Origin of the sequence: Pedobacter sp. (assembly GCF_037719805.1) — a bacterium.
Taxonomy (GTDB): Bacteria; Bacteroidota; Bacteroidia; order Sphingobacteriales; family Sphingobacteriaceae; genus Pedobacter.
This window is the reverse complement of the sequence record NZ_JBBJLZ010000003.1, coordinates 358,918-381,346: the sequence shown is the minus strand read 5'-3', so window position 1 is coordinate 381,346 and position 22,429 is coordinate 358,918. Positions and strand designations below refer to the sequence as shown.

16 protein-coding genes are annotated in these 22,429 nt (G+C 40.6%); 3 read left to right on the top strand and 13 right to left on the bottom strand.

What is annotated here, in order from left to right; all coding sequences use genetic code 11:
- Window positions 1-9: 9 nt before the first annotated feature.
- From WKF66_RS11360 to WKF66_RS11350, 3 genes are read left to right on the top strand one after another with little or no spacing between them, the layout of a single operon-like run.
- Window positions 10-1,206 carry a metallophosphoesterase gene (locus tag WKF66_RS11360; RefSeq protein WP_489674569.1) on the top strand — a complete coding sequence of 399 codons (1,197 nt, stop codon included), beginning with the start codon at window positions 10-12 and terminating at the stop codon, window positions 1,204-1,206.
- A 48-nt stretch (window positions 1,207-1,254) separates the two neighbouring features.
- Window positions 1,255-1,995, top strand: a complete 741-nt coding sequence (locus tag WKF66_RS11355; protein WP_489674568.1) for a CDP-alcohol phosphatidyltransferase family protein — start codon at window positions 1,255-1,257, stop codon at window positions 1,993-1,995.
- The gene (locus WKF66_RS11350; RefSeq protein ID WP_489674567.1) at window positions 1,988-2,398 is read left to right on the top strand and encodes a GtrA family protein; all 411 of its coding nucleotides are present in this window, start codon (window positions 1,988-1,990) and stop codon (window positions 2,396-2,398) included. The genes WKF66_RS11355 and WKF66_RS11350 overlap by 8 nt, the downstream gene beginning before the upstream one ends.
- Before the next feature lie 2 nt (window positions 2,399-2,400).
- Here WKF66_RS11350 and WKF66_RS11345 read toward each other — a convergent pair whose 3' ends face one another.
- From WKF66_RS11345 to WKF66_RS11285, 13 genes are all read right to left on the bottom strand, one after another.
- A complete protein-coding gene (locus tag WKF66_RS11345; RefSeq protein WP_489674566.1) occupies window positions 2,401-4,401 on the bottom strand; it encodes a sialate O-acetylesterase in 2,001 nt (666 codons plus the stop codon).
- Between the two features lie 27 nt (window positions 4,402-4,428).
- A complete protein-coding gene (locus WKF66_RS11340; RefSeq protein ID WP_489674565.1) occupies window positions 4,429-6,636 on the bottom strand; it encodes an alpha-galactosidase in 2,208 nt (735 codons plus the stop codon).
- A gap of 168 nt (window positions 6,637-6,804) precedes the next feature.
- Window positions 6,805-8,709, bottom strand: coding sequence for a CehA/McbA family metallohydrolase domain-containing protein (locus tag WKF66_RS11335; protein WP_489674564.1), 1,905 nt, complete (start codon window positions 8,707-8,709; stop codon window positions 6,805-6,807).
- A gap of 12 nt (window positions 8,710-8,721) precedes the next feature.
- Complete coding sequence (locus WKF66_RS11330) at window positions 8,722-8,889, bottom strand: hypothetical protein (RefSeq protein WP_489674563.1); 168 nt, start codon at window positions 8,887-8,889, stop codon at window positions 8,722-8,724.
- 70 nt (window positions 8,890-8,959) lie between these two features.
- A complete protein-coding gene (locus WKF66_RS11325; protein ID WP_489674562.1) occupies window positions 8,960-9,955 on the bottom strand; it encodes a transglutaminase family protein in 996 nt (331 codons plus the stop codon).
- A 4-nt stretch (window positions 9,956-9,959) separates the two neighbouring features.
- Complete coding sequence (locus WKF66_RS11320) at window positions 9,960-10,895, bottom strand: alpha-E domain-containing protein (protein WP_489674561.1); 936 nt, start codon at window positions 10,893-10,895, stop codon at window positions 9,960-9,962.
- Window positions 10,896-10,905: 10 nt separating this feature from the next.
- A complete protein-coding gene (locus tag WKF66_RS11315; RefSeq protein ID WP_489674560.1) occupies window positions 10,906-12,354 on the bottom strand; it encodes a circularly permuted type 2 ATP-grasp protein in 1,449 nt (482 codons plus the stop codon).
- 98 nt (window positions 12,355-12,452) lie between these two features.
- Window positions 12,453-14,090, bottom strand: coding sequence for a TldD/PmbA family protein (locus WKF66_RS11310; protein WP_489674559.1), 1,638 nt, complete (start codon window positions 14,088-14,090; stop codon window positions 12,453-12,455).
- Window positions 14,091-14,140: 50 nt separating this feature from the next.
- Window positions 14,141-15,457, bottom strand: coding sequence for a TldD/PmbA family protein (locus tag WKF66_RS11305; protein ID WP_489674558.1), 1,317 nt, complete (start codon window positions 15,455-15,457; stop codon window positions 14,141-14,143).
- 1 nt (window position 15,458) lies between these two features.
- Window positions 15,459-17,093: a TldD/PmbA family protein gene (locus WKF66_RS11300; protein WP_489674557.1), complete on the bottom strand. Its 1,635-nt coding sequence runs from the start codon at window positions 17,091-17,093 to the stop codon at window positions 15,459-15,461.
- Between the two features lie 89 nt (window positions 17,094-17,182).
- A complete protein-coding gene (locus WKF66_RS11295) occupies window positions 17,183-18,892 on the bottom strand; it encodes a hypothetical protein (RefSeq protein ID WP_489674556.1) in 1,710 nt (569 codons plus the stop codon).
- The gene (locus WKF66_RS11290; protein ID WP_489674555.1) at window positions 18,889-21,027 is read right to left on the bottom strand and encodes a hypothetical protein; all 2,139 of its coding nucleotides are present in this window, start codon (window positions 21,025-21,027) and stop codon (window positions 18,889-18,891) included. Before WKF66_RS11290 ends, WKF66_RS11295 begins: the two co-directional genes overlap by 4 nt.
- Window positions 21,020-22,426, bottom strand: coding sequence for a BatA domain-containing protein (locus tag WKF66_RS11285; protein ID WP_489674554.1), 1,407 nt, complete (start codon window positions 22,424-22,426; stop codon window positions 21,020-21,022). The genes WKF66_RS11290 and WKF66_RS11285 overlap by 8 nt, the downstream gene beginning before the upstream one ends.
- Between the last annotated feature and the right edge of the window lie 3 nt (window positions 22,427-22,429).

Genomic DNA, 22,429 nt, shown 5'->3' with positions numbered 1-22,429 from the left:
AATTCGAACATGAAAAGAAAACTCAACGTCCTTCCATTACTCGCGATCGCGATCATTTTCTTTTTACTAAATTGGTATGTTTTATCCGGCTTTGAGCTTGCCTTTAGAAGCGCTTCGACGCCACTTTTCTTCTGGACTTTTATTGCGTTTTCTACCGCATTGTTAGTGTACGCTATAGCCAGGATCCAAAGCCAGGGAATGGGGCTCCTGTTTAAATTTGCGACGCATCTTTTTCTTGTATTATTTGCTACGGAGCTGTTGTTTGCACTTCTCCTCATCATTGGAGACGCTTATGATTTAATCGCCCAAGTTCCCCGCAGTATAATCTGGATCAAATTTGACCTGATTGTTGCTGGTTTATTAATACTCGTCTTCATTTATGGTATGGTCAGAGGCAAATATGCTTATCGTGTTTTAAAGCACACGCTTTACTTCGACGACTTGCCAGAAAGCTTCGATGGTTTCACCATTACTCAAATTTCAGACGTGCACGCTGGAAGTTTCACGAACACTAAAGCAGTACAAAGAGGAATTGAGATGATCAAAGCGCAAAATTCAGATGTTTTTGTCTTCACGGGCGACCTTGTCAATAATAAAGCGGAGGAGATTAAGCCCTGGATAGCGCATTTTAGTCAGATTAAAGCCCCCTTCGGTCAATTTTCCATTCTGGGTAATCATGATTACGGTGATTACGTAAAGTGGGAGTCAGAACAAAGCAAGCATAAAAACCTTGACTTGTTGAAATCTTATCATAAAGATCTAGGTTACAAACTGCTACTTGATGAACATGTGGAAATTCATAAGGGAAATGAAAAAATCGTGTTAGCGGGAGTAGAAAATTGGGGTATTGGATTTGGGGAACGGGGTGATCTTAAAAAGGCACTATCCGGAACCGCTACAGATGCCTTTAAAGTTTTATTGTCTCATGACCCCTCACATTGGGAAGCAGAAGTAATTAAATACAGCTCAAAAATTCAACTTACCCTCTCCGGTCACACTCATGGTATGCAATTTGGTATAGAAGCATTCGGGTTGAAATGGAGTCCGGTTAAATATCGGTATAAACATTGGGCTGGAATAAAGTACCTTGATGGTATGTATCTGAACATCAACCGTGGCTTTGGATTTATCGGCTTTTCTGGACGTGTGGGTATTTGGCCAGAAATAACGGTCATTGAATTGAAAAGAAAAGAAGGAACAAGTTAAATTATATATTTTTGTACCGCTGTAAAAAAAGCAGAACTGCACATCCGAATGGAAAACAACATAGTGAAAGATATTGACGCAGCCTCCGATGCTGCAACCGGTACTTTAAAGAGAATATTTCAAGATAGAAAAAGAACCAATATATTAAGTATCCCGGAGCAAGCAACAATCTCATATCTCGTAAAGCGGGTTCCTGAGTTTATTTCTTCCAATATGCTTACCGTAATTGGTACTGCAGGCTCATTTCTTGTTCTAGCTGGTTTTATCTTGGCAACATACGTTGATAGATCTTATCTGCTCCTTGGTATCTTAGGCCTGGCTATTAATTGGTTTGGAGATTCTTTGGACGGTCGGATTGCTTATTATCGCAATATTCCAAGAAAGTGGTTCGGATTCTCTCTTGACATCATCATGGATTGGGTTGGCACGGTGCTAATTGGACTTGGATATATGGTCTATGCGCGCAATGAATTCGAGCTTATCGCATTCGTCTTTGTTGTTTTGTATGGATGGGCTATGATCATTTCACAATTGCGGTATAAGATTACAGATATCTATAGTATTGACTCTGGACTGGTCGGCCCGACGGAAGTCCGGGTAATTCTTGCAATTATCTTCACAATAGAAGTTATTCAGCCTCACCTGATTGAATATTTTGCAACGGGTATGTGTATTATTCTTTTCATTATTAATGTTGTGGATACCAGAAAACTTTTGAAACTGGGAGATATCCGTGATAACGCAGAACGGTTAGAAAAACTTGCAGGTAAGAATGCGCTTAATGAATAAAGGCAGCGCTATTTACGTTTTCGTTAAGGCTCAGCTTTCTGCTTTTCTAGGGGGGCTGATTGATTACGGGGTAATGATTTTTTGCACAGAAGTCTTTGGCATATACTATCCCATTTCTATAGCAATCGGTGGAGTAATCGGAGCTATATTTAATTTCACGGTAAACAGGTATTGGACATTTAATACTGAAAAAGCAAGTAAGGCCCCGGTAGGAGCCCAACTTGTAAAGTTTATGTTTGTAGTTGCAGGTAGCATCTTTTTAAAAAGCACTGGAACTTTTTTGTTTACCAGTCGGCTTAACATCGATTATAAAATCTCAAGAATAATTGTAGACATTATAGTTTCACTTGGCTTCAATTATCTTCTGCAAACTTACTGGGTCTTTCGGAAACACCCAATCTAAGCTTACTTTCTACCTAGGGTGGTGTCTGGCCAGGCGTCCGTTTTAAAAGGTGATGCTGGCAATCCTGAGCCATCAACCAGGTTACACACGGGATTATTCGCCCAGGCATACCTTACAGAAACAGGATTAGCTACCGCAGCACTACTTACGACAATCTGATTGCCAATAATTTTCGCTTCTGCCCAATGAAATTTCTGGTCTGAACCAGCAACAATGAATCCTTTAACTTCGCCCCCATCTTTTGTCTTCAATCCGCTTTCAACTCCGATAAAAGTCAGTTTAATGGAATTACCTGTTATCAGCTGCGACTTGTAGACCGGACCTGTAAATGGGATTTTTACTCCATAGTCTTTGGCTAGCGCAATAAGTCCTAATCTCTTTCCAACATCTTGCTTATTCTTTGGGTGGATATCCAGATCGTTACCAACGTCAATCGCAACCGCCATTCCGGTATGTGGCAACGATAGTGTTTGCCTTTGGGCATCTCTCAGTTCCGCCCAGGCAGAGGCCACCGGCTTAGTTTCTACTTTCATGAAATTAGCAAGTTGAACAAAGTAGAATGAAAAGTTAGGCTGGTTCCAGCTCTTTCTCCAGTCTTGAATCATAGCAGGAAATAAAGTACGGTACTGATTGGCACGATCTGCATTACTTTCGCCCTGATACCAAATCGCTCCTTTAATAGGAAATTGTAAATAAGGGTTAATCATCGCATTGTATAAAACAGTTGTTCTGTTTGGCCCATCATTACTTCCTGGCATAGGCGCAATCTTCTTAAAGTCAAGCCCTAGTTTCAGTTTCCACTCCCCATTTAGTGAAATTTCCTCACCATCTGACGATGATAAAGAAAGTACATTTTGTCCACCGTACATACCCCCTCCACCACCAGTGTCTGTTACTCTAATTGCGATAACTAAAGGGCCTGTTTTGACCTTGTCTGCAGATATCACATATACTCTGTCATTTCCATAACCTACAGTCTCGCCAACCTTAAGTCCGTTGACAAAAGTTACGTCATTGTCGTCAATAGGACCAAGATTCAGCTTAAGCTCTTTTCCCGCCCATTTTTCAGGGATAGTAACACTTTTCCTAAACCAGACTACGCCATCCAAATTGTCCATTCCATTGCTTTCCCAATTTGCAGGTAAAGTAATAGATTTCCAGGTACTAGCGTCGAATGAAGCAGATTGCCAACCTGCATTGCCGCCTTGAAGCCCTGCATCGTTAGCTAAAACCAACTTGCTCCAGGTAACCAGCTGTTCCTCCATGGAAGGTGCAGCAGTAGCTTCTGCGGAGCGTTCAATCTTTTTAACCGCGTCAACAAAATCCGGAATAGTTTTTAAAGTCGCTGCACTAGTCCATGCTTCCGCAATTGTTCCACCCCAACTGGTATGGATCAAGCCAATTGGAATGCCTGTCTTCTTAAAGACTTCTCTTGCAAAAAAATAGGCTACTGATGAAAATTCAGGGATGTTTTGTGGTGTACAAGTCCGCCAACCTCCCTCCCATACCTTCGCGTCAGCTAATGGAACGTTACTAGTTACGTGATCTGCTTGTAAAAGCCTTATGTTTGGATAGTTAGCATCTTTGATCTCCTTCTCGTAATTGTCAATCTTACCCCAGCCTGCGAGTGGCATTTCCATGTTCGATTGTCCAGAGCAAATCCAGACGTCACCGATTAATACGTCATTCAACACAGTTTTTTCCCCATCATCAATGGTAACGGTATATGGTCCGCCAAACGAAGGTGTTGTGATACCAACTTTGAAATTGCCGCTTTTATCTGCGACTGCGGAAACTTTTGATTTAGCCCAACTAGCATTCACGTGTACAGTTTTGCCAGCATCTGTCTTACCCCAAATCGAAACTTTAGTCTTCTGTTGAAAAACCATATGGTCTGCAAAAACGGAAGGTAATTTCACTTTTGCCTGGCTGGCTTCGAAGGTTAGGAGTATAGGAAAAAAGAAGAGTCCCGCCCGGAGACTCTTAAGAGATTTATTGCTCATACTTATCAGGTTTACAATATAAACTTACTATTTAATTTCGTCTATTTGTAACACCACACTTGTCCTGCTGGAATTGACATTAGGATTAAAGCCAATTTTCATTAAGAAGTCTCCTGTGTAGGATTTGCTTGCATCAATCATTGAATTCGTCCCGGGATATACATTCAGTTCTTTTACTGAATATCTTTTATCACCATTGAGTCCTTTGAACTTAATAGGCGACTTACTGCTTTCATCATATCTGTTGTTTACCAGGTAGTTAAAAATTACTCCGGATGTTTTCTCCACATTTAAATACAGCATGGACGCTACACTTCCTTCTCTTGGATTTGCGAGTCGATATTGATCTCCGTGCCAGATAATTGGCTTTATAACATTGTAAGTCTTTATAGCCTCCTGGCAGTACTTGAGTTCATTGTCTTTTAGATGACTGACCACAATATCAAAACCCAGTTTGCCCATCATAGCCACATCTGTACGAAACTTAATCGGTTGCTTACCCCAATCCGTCACATGGTTAGAGGAGGTGATCGCCGGATAAAAGTAAGAGTATTCCCATTGTATATAAATACGCTCCAGTGGGTCAGTATTATCACTCGGCCAAAATTCAGTAAAGTACTTTAACGCAGCATAGTCGACCCGTCCGCCGCCTCCTGAACACAGCATCATTGGGACTGTAGGGTATTTTGCACGTATCCTCTCTAGCACTTTGTATAGGCCGCGCATGTACTCGATGTAGAAATGGTTTTGATTACCCAGGGTAGCAGAATAAGCATTGTAAATAACTGCATTACAATCCCATTTGATATAGGCAAGCTCCGGGTTTTTTGTAAACAGGTCATTGACGACGCCAAATACAAAGTCCTGCACTTTGGGGTTGGTCAGATCCAGCACAAGCTGGTTTCGGAAGTAATACTCTTCCCGCTTCGGCTGTTTTACCACCCAATCCGGATGTTTTTCATAAAGCTGACTTTTTGGGTTAACCATTTCTGGCTCAATCCAAATTCCAAACTTCACATCGTTATTTCTTGCTTCCTTAACTAAAGAAGCAACACCATTTGGAAGTTTTGTCTTGTTCTCCTCCCAATCCCCTAACCCTGCAGCGTCTCCATTCCGGGGATATTTATTTGCGAACCAGCCGTCATCCAATAGAAAAAGATCTACGCCTAACTTTTTGGTGTCTTTTAAGAGTTCAAAAAGCTTAGGTTCATTGAAGTCAAAATAAGTCGCTTCCCAATTGTTCAACAAGGTAAGGCGCTCACCTTTCCCGTCTAGAATTCTGTAGTTTCTTGCCCAATTGTGCATATTTCTACTGGCATCTCCTTTTCCGGTTGTTGAAAGTGTATACAGAAATGCGGGGTTAACAAATTCTTCATTCGGCTTTAAAGAATAGGGTGAAGCATAGTTATTGATCCCAGAGATGATTTTTAAATTATTTAAGTAATCCAGCTCAATATCAGTTCGGAAATTGCCGCTGTAAGCCAATGAACCGTATAAAACGGTACCTTCATCTTCTGTAGCGGGTCTATCCATTGAGATCATGAATACAGATGGTTGGAATAGGTTTGCCCGAGTACCTAGTTTGGTATCCAAAGTCTTTATTCCGTGAGTGATCCTGGATTCTTCCGGCTGCATTTCTTTAGCCCAGTCTCCATGATATTGGTTTAACCAAAAGCCACCTGCTTTTAGGTAAAGATTTGCAGAAGCGTATTTCTGTAAAAGAACAGTTCCTTTTTCTTTATGCTTAATTACGCTCCATTGTTCCACCACATCATCTTTATAATAAGACTTGTAAAAAAGTGTTACTTGGAAGTCGTACACAGGATCTTTTAAAATAATACTAAGCAGGGAGACATCATCACTTTCTTTCTTAACGGTATGGCTAACATATCTTAAGTCAAGAGAATTATTGCCATCCGCATGTGTGACTGTGATTGCTGGTTCCAGCAGGCTCTTTGAACCTGATGACGTGTATGCAGAGTTCAAAACCCCTGTATATTCTGACGATTGCTTAAACTGCGACGGAATCAGTTGATATTCGGCAGCACTGTTAAGCTTTTTACCGAAATATATCGTGTTTAGGTTCTTCTTATCGTCTGCCTGTAATACAAGAGCATTACTTTTAGTCTCAATGGAGATGTTTACATTCTGGGCATTCACCTCACTCGTAAACAGTATGATAGCGATTGCCGAACCATGTAAAAGGTTAACAAAAAATGGTTTTTTGAAGTTCATTGTGTGATTATACTTTGGCTGTGTATTTCAAATTTAGTCTTAACTACCCAACTTTTATGTATCGAATTGGCATATTGATATGAAATTTTGCCCCTAGATGTGGCACATCATAAATTACCAATGACCGGAAGCATTTTTACCACCGTCTTGCCGGCGGATGCCGCAACCTCACTTATCAATGTAAAAGGTTTGGCTGAAAGCGCCATTTGCCGCGATGTCCCAGGCTTCTATCCTCACCCATGTACGCCCGCTAAGCTTTGCTTTAAATTGAAACAATTTATCACCAAATGCCCGGGTATCAGAAAGATCAATTTTCTCGTGATAGACCTTTGTGCCATCACCTGATATCACTTCTATAAAGTTCATTGGAAAGGTCCAGTTTAACTTAAGTTTGACACTGGCTCTACCGGTCTTATCAAGGGTAATCGTTTCTCCTGAGATCTCGTTATTGATGGTTAATTGCGGCATTAGTACCTCCCCTGTGCTGGAAAAGAATTTTCCCTTTTGCATCGCCGTTAATACTGGTTGCCAACCCTCGGTATAGGCAGGCATTTTGTCCATCATTAAATAATTAACATTTAAATGTGCATACATTTCATTCTCGGGAGTAATCGTAAACAGATCCGCTTCCGTAATAATTGTTTTCTTTTCTCCCCAATTGTTCATGTCATCGAGCAGATCCAACACCCTTTTACCAAGTTTCGGCTCTGAAAGATCTGCAGGCATCGCTTTCCAAGCAGCACCCATAAATTGTTTGGATTTAAAGAATGCTTCCTCTTTATAAACGTCGGGTGCATTAACGGATCCTTTAGTACGTGCGTGAGCGGTCCAGGCTAGTCCATTTTCTGTCTCCAGAAGTTTCAACATGTCGTCTTTATCTCCAATATGATATATCCGACCATAAACCGGATGGTTCTCAAATAAAGGTTGTCCCTTCTTCCGGGACATAATCCAGTACACTTCTTTTGGAAAAAACTGTAACCAGTGCCCACCAAAGAATTCATTGGGTTCCTCCCCTGGTAACAGCAGCAGTTGGCTATCAGAATATTTTTTACACATCTCAAATAACATTTTCAACTCGAGCAATCTGAGTTCGTCTGGACCTTGAGGGTGAGCGGTATAATGAAACTCTGCAAGATGCACGATATCAATTCCCGTTTTCTTAAAAACTTGAACAAAGTCAGGTACATCAGGCATTTCTTTATTTGCCATCATTACCTTCATCACAAACTCATTATGGAAGTGACTGGACATGGTTTTGAATCCAGGCAACTTCACGTAACTATCATCATGAGTGAACTTCTTAATATTTGTAAAGGCGGACTGCTCATCTTTGTCGCTCAGATAGCAGAAAAAATTTAGTCGTTGCTTCGTTAGTGGCGGCGCATTAAACCATGGAACATATCGATTGTCTCCTTTTAGATCTTGTCTAATTCCTATACCGAAGCCATCGATCATGTTTCGGTAGTTGCTGCCGTACCAGGTAAATTTGAGATTAAATGCTTCGTCAAGAGGATAAAAGTATTGGTGTGGAGCTGGAAAAATAGCGATAGCGCCGTGCTCCCCCTTTGCGGCAACTGCGCGGTATTTAACCGCAAGGTTCCTGGCAGTATCAGCAGAACTTACTGCGCTTGTAGCGAACTGATCACTTGTATTTGTCCAGGACACGTTCTTCCAATTGGACTTCTTGTCAATTAAACCTGCATCATAAACTATAGCAGTGGCATCCTCGCTAGTGCTAACTACGGCTGCGATATTAAATAAAGCGCTACCATTGTAAAACGTAATCTCCAGGTGCCCGGAGAATTTGTCTGCACTTAACGACGATATTTTAATCACCGTTCTGCTGCCTACCGTGATGATCTCTGCATTGGTTTTCTTTAAAACAACGGGATAGGTTTTATACGGTTTAAGCGGTACTCTATCAAAAAAAATGTTCCAACCATTTTGAGATAACAAGTCCCTTTTACCTATACTTAATAAGAAAGCGGGGTCAAGATCAGTCGAAATGACTTTAGCAGCTCCGTCTGTAATTAAACTTAAACTTTTAAACAACGGCTCCGCAGGGTCCATGTTAAGCACAACCTAGGCAATACGCTTGTCTTCCGATGGCCATTTAAAACGGAGTAAATTTCCGCTGGCACTAAAAGTAGCCTCATTTTTACGGTTAAACTTTGTTGTGTTTACTTTTACCTGAGCAAGGAGTATTCCTGGAAGTATAAGGAATAAAGATAAGACGAGTTTGAGCTTCATATCTGGTTATTAAGAATCTCTAACATACGACTTTTGCTTAGATTCCTCAAATCAAGCAGGTTGTTCGCTCTTATTGTTGCTGCTGCTGTTGCTGTTGTTGCTCAGAAATAGCATCCATATAACGCTGATAGCTATTCTTTATAGGCATATTTACGCTTGGTTTATTATAATTTACTTCTTTTGGTTGAACATAAGTGTCTGTATCAAAATCTTCATCTTCAAGACCGTAACCAACTGATACATTTACTTCGAGAACGTGACTTAAACCACCCTTATAAACCCCTTTTACAGGTGAACAGTCGCTAAAATCTCTACCAACAGCGAGTCTGACATGCTTTTCATTCGCAATACAATTATTAGTTGGGTCTAAACCGAGCCATCCGTAGTCAGGCAGATATGCTTCTGCCCATGCATGTGTCGCCCCTTCGCCCCGCATCCCATCTTTATTCGGACAAATGTAACCGCTAACGTATCTTGCAGGTATACCGGCAAACCGCAGCATCGTCGTTAACAAATGGGCAAAATCCTGACAAACGCCTGCCTTTAGTCCAATAATCTCTTCAATGGTTGAATCTACAGTAGTTACTCCTTTGATATAATCAAAATTTGAGAACACATAATTACAAAACTTTACGGCCAGCTTGTATGGTGTATCTTCATTGCTGCGCATATCTTTACAGGCATTCAGCAATAGTTCAGCACTTTCAAATTGGCTTTGCTTTAAATAGTCAAGAAACTGGACCTCGCCGCTGATCATATCCAGCATTCCCCATTGCTCCGATAAAAAAATATCGTCTTGAGGTAGCGGTCTTGCTGATGTCTCCACATAGATCTTCGAATATATTTTCAATTGTGTATGTGGCTCAGTTTGCGTAAAAACGCCAACCTCATTTCCGTAATAATCTAAAAAAATGTCTACATCCGGCGTATTTGAAATGTTCAGGTCATGCAGAATTACTTTTTGAAATTCATCCTTGATAGGGAACAAGATGATTTGATTTGCACTGTCCCTAACAGGTGTTTCGTATTTGTAATTGGTAATGTGCTTTATTTTAAATACAGGCATATGATTAGGATTTGGCAAAATAATATACATCAAGCAAATTGGCTATTCCGTAGAGCTCATTGCGTATTTTTAGCAGATAGTTGTGCAGGCCCTCAGACTTCATTGCATTAACGGAATTGTAGGTCACAGTACTCGTCAACCTACCAATGTTAAAGGAAAGGTTATTATAGTGTTGAATGTTTTTGTCACTTTTCAAACGGACAAAATATCTTTGGATATTATGAACTGCATAAATTGCCGACCGGGGGAAATCCCGGTTTAGCATAACCAATTCGAGGATGTTGTCGGCAGTAAATCCTTCCCTATAAGACTTCAAATACAACTCGTAACCGCCAAGGGATAAGAGTAAATGCTTCCAATAAGAAGTATCTGTAAGCAAGTCGGGATCTGAGCTGACCGAGTTAAATTTGGTGTCTAAAATATCAATGGACTGAATACTGCGCTCCAGATATTTGCCGATACTCATAAAGCTCCTGATTTCGCCACGCTCCATTGTACTATCTGCGGTACCATAATAAAGCATTACTTGTTTGACGAGGATATCCAGCGCTGTAAGCGGATCATCTTTTTGTACATACCATAATAGCTTTGGATCTTTGACGGTATGGTAGTAGTCATTCAAACACTGCCAAAGGTCTTTCGCGATATGCTCCTGAACGCTCCTTGCATTTTCCCGGGCCAATGTAATTATATTCAGAATTGAATTTGGGTTGTTGCGACTGAACAATAAATACTCGATTACCGATCTGCTATCGGTCTTGATCCGTGATATATCCTCTTCATCTCCGCCGCTAAATAACCTGATAACGGGGTTCCAGGTAAACTCCTGAATTGTATCCTGAGAAGAAGCATAATTAATCTTAATCATCCTTAAAATACCATCACTACGTTCAACGTAACGACTCAACCAATATAAACTTGAGGCAACTCTACTTAACATATTTTTTATTTTAAGACGATAAAACCCAGGTATCCTTACTCCCGCCACCCTGAGAACTGTTTACAACCAGTGAACCTTCCTTTAATGCCACACGGGTTAAACCCCCAGGAACAATAGAAATGCCATCTGGCCCATATAAAGCATATGGCCTTAAATCTACCCTTCTGGGTTGAAGCTTGCCATTCATGTAGCATGGGGCGCTTGACAGACTGATCGTAGGCTGGGCAATGAAGTTCCTTGGATCTTTCAATATTTCGATTTTATATTCGTCAATCTCTTCTTCTGTTGCCGCATGACCCATCAACATCCCATACCCTCCGCTTCCATTGGTCTTCTTGATCACCATTTTATTAATGTTTTCAAAAACATAAGCCTGTTCATCAGGACTATCTAAACCAAAGGTCGGTACGTTCTTAAGCAATGGCTCTTCATTTAAATAATATTTGATCATGTCAGGAACATAACTGTAAACGGCTTTATCATCAGCTACGCCATTACCAACAGCATTTATGATCGCAACGTTACCTTTCCTGTAAGCACTCATCAAACCTGCCACGCCTAAAACACTCGATGGATTAAACACCAATGGATCAATAAAGTCATCATCCACCCTGCGGTATATCACATCTACCTGTTGCAGGCCAGTAGTAGTTTTCATAAACACTTTGTGATCACGAACCACTAAATCTCGTCCTTCTACCAGTTCTACTCCCATTAACCTTGCCAGTGTCGTATGCTCATAATAAGCAGAGTTATACATTCCCGGGCTCAGCAATACTATTGTAGGATTTGATACTGCTCTTGGAGAAAGAGAAAGTAGATTTTTATAAAGTATCGATGGATACTCTGTTACGCTTCTTACCTTACATTGAGGAATCAGATCTGGGAACAATCGTTTAGTGATCTCCCGATTCTCCAACATATAGCTTACACCGGAAGGCGTTCTTAGATTATCTTCGAGAACGTAGAACGTACCATCAAAATCTCTGATCAAATCTATCCCTGCAATATGGGTATAAATATCATGAGGCACCTTTAGTTGATACATTTCCCTCAGAAAATGAGGACACGAGTAGATTAAGGATGCAGGAATAACACCATCTTTAATGATGAACTGGGTACTGTAAACATCCTTTAAAAACAAGTTAAGCGCTTTCAGCCTTTGCTTAATCCCTTTTTCTATAAATGACCATTCAGTTGAGGTAATCACCCGCGGAATAATATCGAAAGGAAAGATCTTCTCAATACCTTCGCCACTGTCATACACTGTAAATGTGATACCCTGGCTCATAAAAAGACTCTTTGCAAGCTCTTCCTTTTTATTCAAATCATTCGCAGATTCTTTTTCAAGATAACTGATAATCTTATGATACTGTTCTCGAAGATTATTATCCGAAATATACATTTCATCCCACGTATTTGGAACATTTTGGTAATTATTCAGCTCTATTGTACTCATACCCTAAAAATATTCCTAATAATAAGACATTTTACATTAGTAAAACAAGAAGTGGCTTAAAAAAATGATTTTTTAAATCAATAAACGTGAATAGGAAACTATAATTTCCTGCCTGTATTTATCACGCTTACTCCATTGAAGCGGGTTGTTGCAGAACCATGAGAAACCGCACTTACCTGTCCGGGCTGTCCTTTACCATCAGAAAAGGTTCCGCCAAGTCGATAATCAGATTGACCGCAAAGTTGAGTGCAGGAATTCCAGAACTCCTGCGTATTTGACTGATAAGACGCATCTTTTACCATTCCCACTATCTTCCCTTCTTTTACCTCGTAGGCCAGCTGTCCGCTGAACTGAAAATTATAACGTTGCTGATCTATAGAATAAGAATTACGTCCGAACATGTATATGCCCCTTTCGACGTCTTTAACCATGTCTGCTGCTGTTAAAGCGTCATTTCCCGGGGCCAGGGAAACATTTGGCATTCTTTGAAATTGAATGCTATCCCAGCTGTCTGCGTAACAACAACCCTGGGATTCAGTTAATCCAATGATGTGCGCCTGATCTCTGATTGTTTGATAATTTACAAGCACACCATTTTTAATTAGATCCCATTTCCCACACTTTACACCCTCATCATCATAACCGACTGCACCTAAAGAACCTGTTTCTGTCTTATCAGCTATGACATTTACGAGCTTGCTACCAAAGTTAAACTTCTTGCTTTGCCATTTATCTAACGTTAAGAAACTAGTGCCCGCATAGTTTGCTTCATAGCCCAGTACCCTATCTAATTCCGTTGTATGCCCTACAGACTCATGTATGGTAAGAAATAGATGAGAAGGGTCCAAAATAAGGTCCCACTTACCGGGCATTACTGGCTTTGCTTTTAGTTTTTCGTCAACGTGTGCTGTAGCTTCTCTTACATCCTCGAGGATATCGTAACGCTTTTTGTATAAAGTGACAGGCCCACCTTTGATCTTTTCTTCTTCTTTAGGTGTAAGATATTCAAAACCCATACCCATTGGCGCACTTAGTGCGTTTCTGGTTTCAAATTTACCACCGAGGGCATCTATCTTTGTGACCGTAAAGTTAGGCCAGATGCGGTGGATGTCCTGATCAATATAAGAACCATCAGTTGAGGCAAAGTATTTCTGCTCATTGACCATAAATATACTCGAGTTTACATATTTTGCTCCTAACTTAATCGCTTCGTTATTGACGTTTAGTAGTAGATCAACCTTCTCTTTTATTGGAACTTCAAAAGCATTTCTCTCAATTGGGGTCCTCCAATTTACTTCACCAAAACCTTTTTGAGCGGCAAGTTTCACCGGCTCCAACATCAATTTAGAATTTCCTTTTGCAATCGCAACCGCAGTCTCTGCTGCCTTTGCAATACTATCGGTACTCAAATCGTTTGTAGCTGCAAAGCCCCAACTACCGTTTGCTATTACCCTAACACCGAGCCCGTAGGATTCTGAATTTCCTATGTTTTGAACTTGCGCTTCCCTGGTGGAAATTACCTGGTTTAAGTATCTTCCGATTCGAACATCAACATAGGCAGCGCCTTTAGACCTTGCAGCGTTCAATGCAATATCCGCCATCTTCTTTTTGAGTTGAACATCAACCGGAATAAGCAATTCTTCCACACTTATTTGCCTGCCAAGAACTGAAGTCGTGTTCAGTACGGCAGCGCCCACACCCATACCACTTATATATAGAAAATCTCTTCTTCTCACCTTAATAGTATTTAGTAAAAAAGCGATGGCAGTTTGCCATCGCTGTAGTTTTAAACTGCATCAGAGAGCGATGTAAAGGTGAAATCTCTGATCTTCATAGGAGGAATCATTCCGCTCCCAGTTCTGACAGGCTTACCTAATGCTTCAACGTTATTAAGCATTATTACCGGACTTTCATTGAATCGGAAATTCTTAACAGGAAATTTGATTTCTCCATTTTCAATGTAAAATGTGCCGTCTCTAGTCAAGCCCGTTAGCAATAATGTCTGAGGATCGACAGATCTGATGTACCAGAATCTCGTAACAAGAATCCCTCTTTCGGTGCTCTTGATTAACTCCTCTAAAGACTGAGTGCCACCTTCAACAACAATGCTGCGATTAAAAGGAAGGGGTTGCACTCCTTTTTGCTCAGCCCAATATCTGGAGTAAGACAGATTCTTAACCACTCCTTTTTCTACCCATTGGGTCCGTTTTACCGCTAGTCCATCGCCATTCCATGCAGCCGAAGGTAGTTCTGGATTTACAGGATCGGAATAAATATTGACATTTTCCGAGAAGAGTTGCTCTCCTATTCGCGTTCCTCCGCCTTTCTTACTCATAAAGCTTCTACCCTCGTCCGCACTTCTTGCATCAAAGCCTCTAAACATGTTGCCAAGCATATCACTTGCAGCTAAAGGTTCAAGAATAACAGTATACTTACCTGGCTCTATTGCTTTGGCCGATGCAGAACCAGTTGCTTTTGAAGCAGCAATTTTACTAAGTGCTAACGTGTCCATTTTATCCAGGTCGTTGAAACTTTGTTCAACGTAGCCAGAACCAGTCCCTTCTTTATTTCGAATCGTTACGGAAAATGATACGTCCGTACTTTTATTGTATGCAAATAGGTTCTTTGAATTCATAACCGCGTTGAAACGAGTAGAATTTTCTAAAAATCCAGCTGCCTCTAAATTGGCCGCTTTAGAAATTTGTAAGCTTTTGCCAACCATTTCCGCACGGGTATCAGGGGTTATAGCAGCGGTCTTCTCATTGTATGTAGGTGTCTCTATAAAAGTTTGCTGACCCAATAGCGGCATAAATTCAGGATTTTCAGGAGCAAGCATGGCGAGCTCTTCGGCCCTTTTAACCACTTTCTGCAAGGAAACATCATCAAATTCATTAATGCTCGCCGAACCCGTCTTTTTTCCAAAGGTTGAACTTACCGAAAGGTTCATTACACTTATTTGTCCGGCAGTTGAAACGGCATTCCTGGCATATCTAATGTTGCCACCATCGGATCCCGTTAAATTGATTTCACAAGAATCGGCTTTAGAATAACCTAATACTTTCTTTAAAATTACCTGCGCTTCTTCTTTACTTAATATGGCCATATTAGATTTTTCTAGCTGTGTTAATAACATTTACTCCATTGAAACGAGTAGTAGCACTACCATGTGAAACAGCACTGCTTTGCGCAGGCTGACCTTTACCATCATTAAATGATCCACCTAGACGATAATCACTTTCATCGCAAATTGCGGAACATGAGTTCCAAAATTCCTGTGTATTAGATTGGTAGGCGACATCATTCAACATACCGACAATCTTACCGTTTTTTATCTCATAGTAAGTTTGTCCACCGAACTGGAAGTTATAGCGCTGCTGATCAATAGAAAAACTGCCGTTTCCAATGATGTAAATACCTTTCTCTACGTTCTTAATCATGTCATCGACACTTAACTTTTCTTTTCCCGCCTCTAAAGAGATATTTGGCATGCGCTGAAACTGAACGTCATCCCAACCTTGAGAATAACAGCACCCCTGAGATTCCGTCAACCCAATAATATGCGCCTGATCCCGTATCGCCTGGTAGTTTACCAGGATGCCGTCTTTGATAATGTCCCACTTCTTACACTTAACGCCTTCGTCATCATATCCTACAGCGCCCAAAGAATTAACTTGTGTTTTGTCGGCAATGACATTGACTTTATCGCTACCAAACTTAAAGTTTTTGCTCTTCCATTTATCCAGTGTAAGGAAGCTTGTACCCGCATAATTGGCTTCGTAACCCAATACGCGGTCTAGTTCGGTCGGATGACCAACAGACTCATGGATAGTAAGCCACAAATGCGATGGATCTAATACAAGATCGTATTTTCCTGGTTCCACCGATTTAGCCTTTACTTTTTCACTGGCATTAAGAGCGGCAAACTTCACGTCTTCCAACATGTCATAACGCCCTTTATATCTTGGTACAATGCCCGCCACCCTGTCTTCTGGTCTGGCGTTCATATATTCATAGCCCATGCCCATCGGCGAACTTAATGATGATCTGGTCTGGAATTTACCAGATTCACGGTCGATTTTGGTTACTCCAAACGAAGGGTAAATCCGATGAACATCCTGATCTATGTAAGATCCGTCCGTGGATGCAAAATACTTTTGTTCATTAACTGCAAACATGACTGAATTAACAAAGCTAGCTCCGTTTTGCAATGCGATGTCATTTACATTTAAAAGCAGATCTACCTTTTCTTTTACAGGAACTTCAAATGCGTTGATTTCAATAGGTGTTTTCCAGCTAACTTCACCGAAACCCTTTTGGGGAGCCAACTGAACAGATTCACCCTGAATTTTAGAATTGGCTTTGGCAACAGCGACCGCTTGTTCGGCAGCCTTGGCGATAGCATCCTTTGTAACTACATTCGAAGCTGCAAAACCCCAACAGCCATTAGCCAGCACACGTATGCCAACGCCAAAGGATTCTGTATTTGCAACACCCTGAACTCTTTTTTCACGTGTTGAAACAAATTGGTTTAAATAACGGCCAATGCGAATATCGGCATAGGTTGCCCCTTTGCTTCTAGCAGCGTTCAGCGCTACATCAGCAAGTTCCTTTTTTATTTTTACATCAACTCCTTCCAGAGCTTGTAAGGGATCAATGGGATTGCCAAAAGCAGAAAGATCAGGTAGGATCAAAGCTGCTGCACCTAATCCGGAGAGATACAGAAAGTCTTTTCTTTTCAATGTGGTATAGTTTAGGACGGTTAATAATAATCCCAATTTAAAAATTAATAGCATCGAATACTACAACTTTTAATAACATTTTAGTTTCATTACTGATTTCTAAGCAATAATTTCGGTTCTAACCACAAAAAACCAACTGAAAAAAGAAAGGATATAAAAAATATCCATAAAGGCAGTTTTTTATCAGTCATTCTAGCAATTCCATTAACATCACTAATTGATTCAGACAAGCTAGAAACAGAAACATTCAAAATAGAAGTATTGTTGTTCTTCAGATCCTGCCAGGAGCCCTTGTCAAACACAAAAAAAGATGCTTGTTCCCCATTGATATCTATCTTATTCCAGCCATGTTGCACCGCCAAGCTGATTACATCCCACTCAAAAGGTAAAGCCACATTCTGCCGTGGTGCCAATAATTCTTCATTAAGTTTTATGGTTGGCACATCATTCTTCGATTGCCTAACTACTATACGTATGGGTTCTCCTGATAATGGTACTTGAGGAGATATTTCGTATTGCACTTTATTTGGTTTTATCCGTGCTAAATCGCCTACTACCCCAGACCAGTAGGCATTATACATAGCGGCCTTACCTGCAAGTAACCAGGTGTAAGTATTTAACAACACAGATCCCGCAACATTCCCTCTTCCATGCAAAGTACGCTCAGTTAAAACTCTTCCCAACTCATCTTTCCTAATTTGCAAACTGGCACTAGAAGACTTCAAAAAGAGTTTTTGCTCGTCTTTGTCGCTCATTCCAGGGACCTCATACCTCAAAAATTGTGTAGTAAGATTGGCACCCTTAGGTTGCACTCCTTCTGAAATTCGCACAAGCAAACCCATTCCTTCAGACACCGCCTGCTCAATAAGTCTGGACTCCTGGCTATTCATTAATAAAAATTCTGTCTCATCACCTATTAAAACATCGACTTTGTTTAGCATAGGACCGGTGATCCTATTGAGATCCAAAGGTTTCACATTCAAGAAATCGAAACTTAACGCATTTCTGCTGATACGACTTCGAAGCATTACCGAATGACCTTCGTCAAAAAGCCAGTTCTTTAAGAACTTGTATTCAAAGTCTGGATTAGAGGACAGGAGCAAAATATTTAATGGTTTTGACTCAACCACTTCTATTGGGACCATTTCCCGGGTAAGTAATTGTTCTTGTGAGAAGGCTTGAAGTTCAAAGATTGCTTTACCTGACTGCTTTGGAATACCACTCAGCGAAAACTTAAACGTCTTACCTACTGGAATTCGCACGGAATCCAGGTTAGTACCAAAACCACGAAGTATCAGCCTAACTTCTCGGGAAGAAGAATTCACATAGGTTCCCTGTAGCACTAGCTTCTTGGTGTATATAATTCTCGTATTCCAGTGCACTGAGATTAAGCCTTTCGGCTTCGTAGGATAGTAATGAAAGTCATACCTACTCGTCTGTTCAAGATCTGACGTTTTCAACCCATAACCGAAGACATTAATGCTTTTAATTTCAGGCCTGCCTTTCAATAAATAAGACAGATCAGGAATAGCTTGTATCGCATATCCACTTTTATAGGCCTTTGGTACAGCATCCGAGTCGGTGCCTTCCGTAAAAATATTTAATGATTTAGCGCTCACTGTCTCCACTTTATAGCTTAGGGGAACGATTAACAAAACGAGGCTAAGCACCGCGACGACATTTGCTATGATTCTCCATAGCAAATTAGCTTTATTCAAACGCCTGGCCTCAAACAGAAGGAGAACAACGAGTAAAAATACGCCGGAAAATATTACTACATAATGCTTATAGTCCGTCATTCCCCACCCCTTTTTAGATTTTTATAATAACTGTTATAGAGAGAAGAACCAGGCGCACCTTCGCCCCTCACAGGCTTGGCCAGATCCTTCTGTATCAACTTGATGATCGCATGTTGCAAGGTTGAAATTTCACCGTCGGTTTGCGGGCTTCCGGTCATTAATTTCCTAAGGCCTTTCAATGCTGGTAAAAACATTGCAGGGTTAGTGCTTGCAGACACTATAAGCTCGCCTCCAACCCTTCTCAAGGTTTCTAAATGCTTTTCGCTTAAAAGTAAACCAGATTTTTTAATCTCCAATATAGCAAGCGACTGCCTAAGCATCAATTCCCGGTCGTCTCCGCCTTTTAATTTTTCGCTTAAAACGGGACTTAAAATCTTATCTAACTCACCGGACAACCGCTTTTCAAGTTTCAACTGCGAAGTTTTAACTGTCGTTTTAGCAACATAAGCTCTTGATTTCTGTTGTAAATCCTTCAATAACCGAAGCGCTTTATATTCATACGGAAGTGCATCCTGCGGCTTGTAAGTCCTTAGACGAAGCTCAGATCCCCACATTTCTGTAAGCACCGCTTTAAGCTGCATCTTAAGTCCAGGTTCAAAGAAGGTAGCATCCTCTGCCACATCATGCTTATGGGCATATTGATCCATGATCGCCTTCACGTCACCAAACTTTTGTTCGCTCTGATCCTTTTCATCATGATCTCCATCTTTATGGTCATGATCAGCACCTATTTCCGTATCAGACTCCTCCCCTAAAAATTTACCATACCTTAATCTTAAGAGTTTCTGGTCTATACCTATTTCGTTACTCCTTGCCTTGAATTGCTGATCAGGGATGCTTGACTGCTCTTTAAGCAGTTTTTCAGTATCGATGATTATCTGACGCTGGCTCCTGAAATATTCAGGAACAAGATTAACACCGTTACTCATTCCTGCAAGACTCATTAACTCGGTCGTATCAACAATGGACACAAAGTAAACGTCAGAACGACTGGTTTGATCCTTATTATCCGTTGAGCTGACATAAAAATACAGTTCATCACCAGGCTTCATTCCTAACGACCTTAAATCAATTACCTTAGTCAAATCTGCACTGACTTGATTTTTAAAGCGGAAGTCAAACATTACTTTCTTTTCGGTAAAACTGACCCCTTCACCTTTTCCACTTGCCATCGTCGCAGCAATAAACGCGTTAGTAATCCCATAATCATCAACCAGAGATACCTTTAAAGTTACTTTTTGAGGTTGTCCTACATCAATTGTTGTATGCTGCTTTGGTGAACTTACTTTTATACGGACGGGAAGATCAGCGATAATTTCTATCTGATATAGGTCTGACTTAACACCATCTATTTCGATCTGATAAAAGCCTTGTTCAGTTATTTTTCTTTTTAGCTTCCATTCGTTCGGGGAGGCAGCTGTTGTCCGTAAAACAACCTCCTGACTATTGTTAAAAATGAATTTCATATTTTTAACTGGCTGGCTTGTCTCAACTCTCCAGTCGACAACAGACCCTGATTCCACTTTGATTGACAGTTGCTTTTGTGACTTAATCGGACTTCTCGTGTAAGCGGGAGGGGTAATAACAACCCTGAAACTGGAAACTACTTTTGGGATATTATCGTTTATTAGGGGTTCTTTTTTCGCCATCTGAACCGTTGTTTCAGCCCTAAAAGCAGGTATAGAAGGAACAAACGATAGGAATGCGTATACCAGAAGTGAAAAGCAAAATAACCAACCCGCCGTATAAATATTTCTGTTGGGGAAGAAGGGGACTTTCAGCTCTTCTAAATGAACACCTACTTTTCCTTTTTGAAGCACCTCCAATCCAGTTAGCTCGTCCTCTGGCTTTATTAATAATCCAGAACTTTCTTCTAAAACAGGATATGTATGATCAAGAAACCTGATTACTCTTTGATCTTTTATTTGCCAAAAGTTGTTTGCAATTGCCAAAACAAGCAATATCACCAAGAACAATGGCCCCACCCAGTATGGCGTCAATTTGTCAAAAAAAATACAAATAGCGACAATAACGACTGAGATTGCAAGGCTGATCAAACAAGATTCGATTAGCCGAGCGATCCGCCATCTGCTCTCAATTAGTTGTAATTGCTTATTTGAGACCAGTTTATTCATTTGTTGCCTCCCTTCTCTTTATCAATGACAGATAACGTTCTAAACAAAACAATAAGAAAGCAAAAAACCAGAAAGGAAAACTTAGACGTTCCTTAATTAAAATTTGCGTATCAGACTTTTTACTATACTCATTACCGGGCTCAGGAATCTTAATTTCTAGTATTCGCGGGTCCCCAGAAACATTTACGTAACCAAAGTTCTGGTAGGCGGAAACTTCCGGACTAACAATGGGAATCAGGGATCTAACCAATTGGTCTTGCCAAACTAAACTTGTCCAGCTTCGGTCAAAGCGGGTATACAACTTATACAAATCATGACCTCCCTTGCTTTCCTTTGTTAACAGCGGTGTGCCCTGATAATCTGACCAGATCGTAGCACCAAGATAGTTATTGCCAACAATGCGCTTATGCAAAGAGGGATCGTCATTTACTTGACTTCCGTCTTGCAGGCTAATAAAAGAGTTAAGGCTAGCGACTTTACCGGTAGCGTAAGCGAAAATTCTGGCTTGCTTTTTAAAGCTCCCTATAATTTTATCGGACAGGTTTTCAGGCGAAAGCCAAAATATCAAGTCTGCATCACTGAGTCGACTAACGTTCCTTACATATTTTAGCTCAACTTTGAATCCTCTATAAGATGCGATAGACTGAACTGCCGATGCCAGGTACTTGGAGTCAAGGCTATTTGACTCCTGGAATATAGATACATGAGTAACCCCGGTGTCTACCCCAGGTAGCCGTTGAAAGCTGATATAGAAGGGGCTTAACTTCGCCGAATACATTCTTTCCCCATATTTAATCGTGGTCGTCTTCGACTGATCAGCTGTAGCCGAAGAATTCCAGATCAAGCTGATTCTCAGTGGAGGTAAAGGCTCGTTTATCGTTTGAACTGTCTTCTCAGCGTATAAAACCACCGGAAAACCGTTACCAAGTATAGAGTTTAATTGTTTTACAAGTGAAATTGGTTGGATAAGGGGGGTGTCGGGCTTAAACAGTTTAACAGTATCTTCAACGCTTAGTTCATCAAAGCCAAATCCAAAATTGTGAATCTTGTATCCCTTATTTAAAAGCGAATCAATAGTCTTTCTATTCGTAGTATAAACTTGTTTTAAACGAGGCGCAGCAATCATAACCCACCCCTTTTCTTTTGGACCATCCTTCTTGGCTGAAAAGTATGGGTCACATATGGTAAGCGTAAGCATTATTAGCAATAAGCATCTAATAACAAAAAGAAGCCAATCTTTAATTCTAAAACTATTAGAACTTAATTTGGAACTTTCCCCGAGCAGGGCAATACTTCCTATTCGTAACTTTTTTCCCTCCTTTACATTCCATAGATGAATCAGTAATGGTACAACTAATGATACCAGTGCCAATAAACCTAAGGGAGACAGTAACTGCACAGT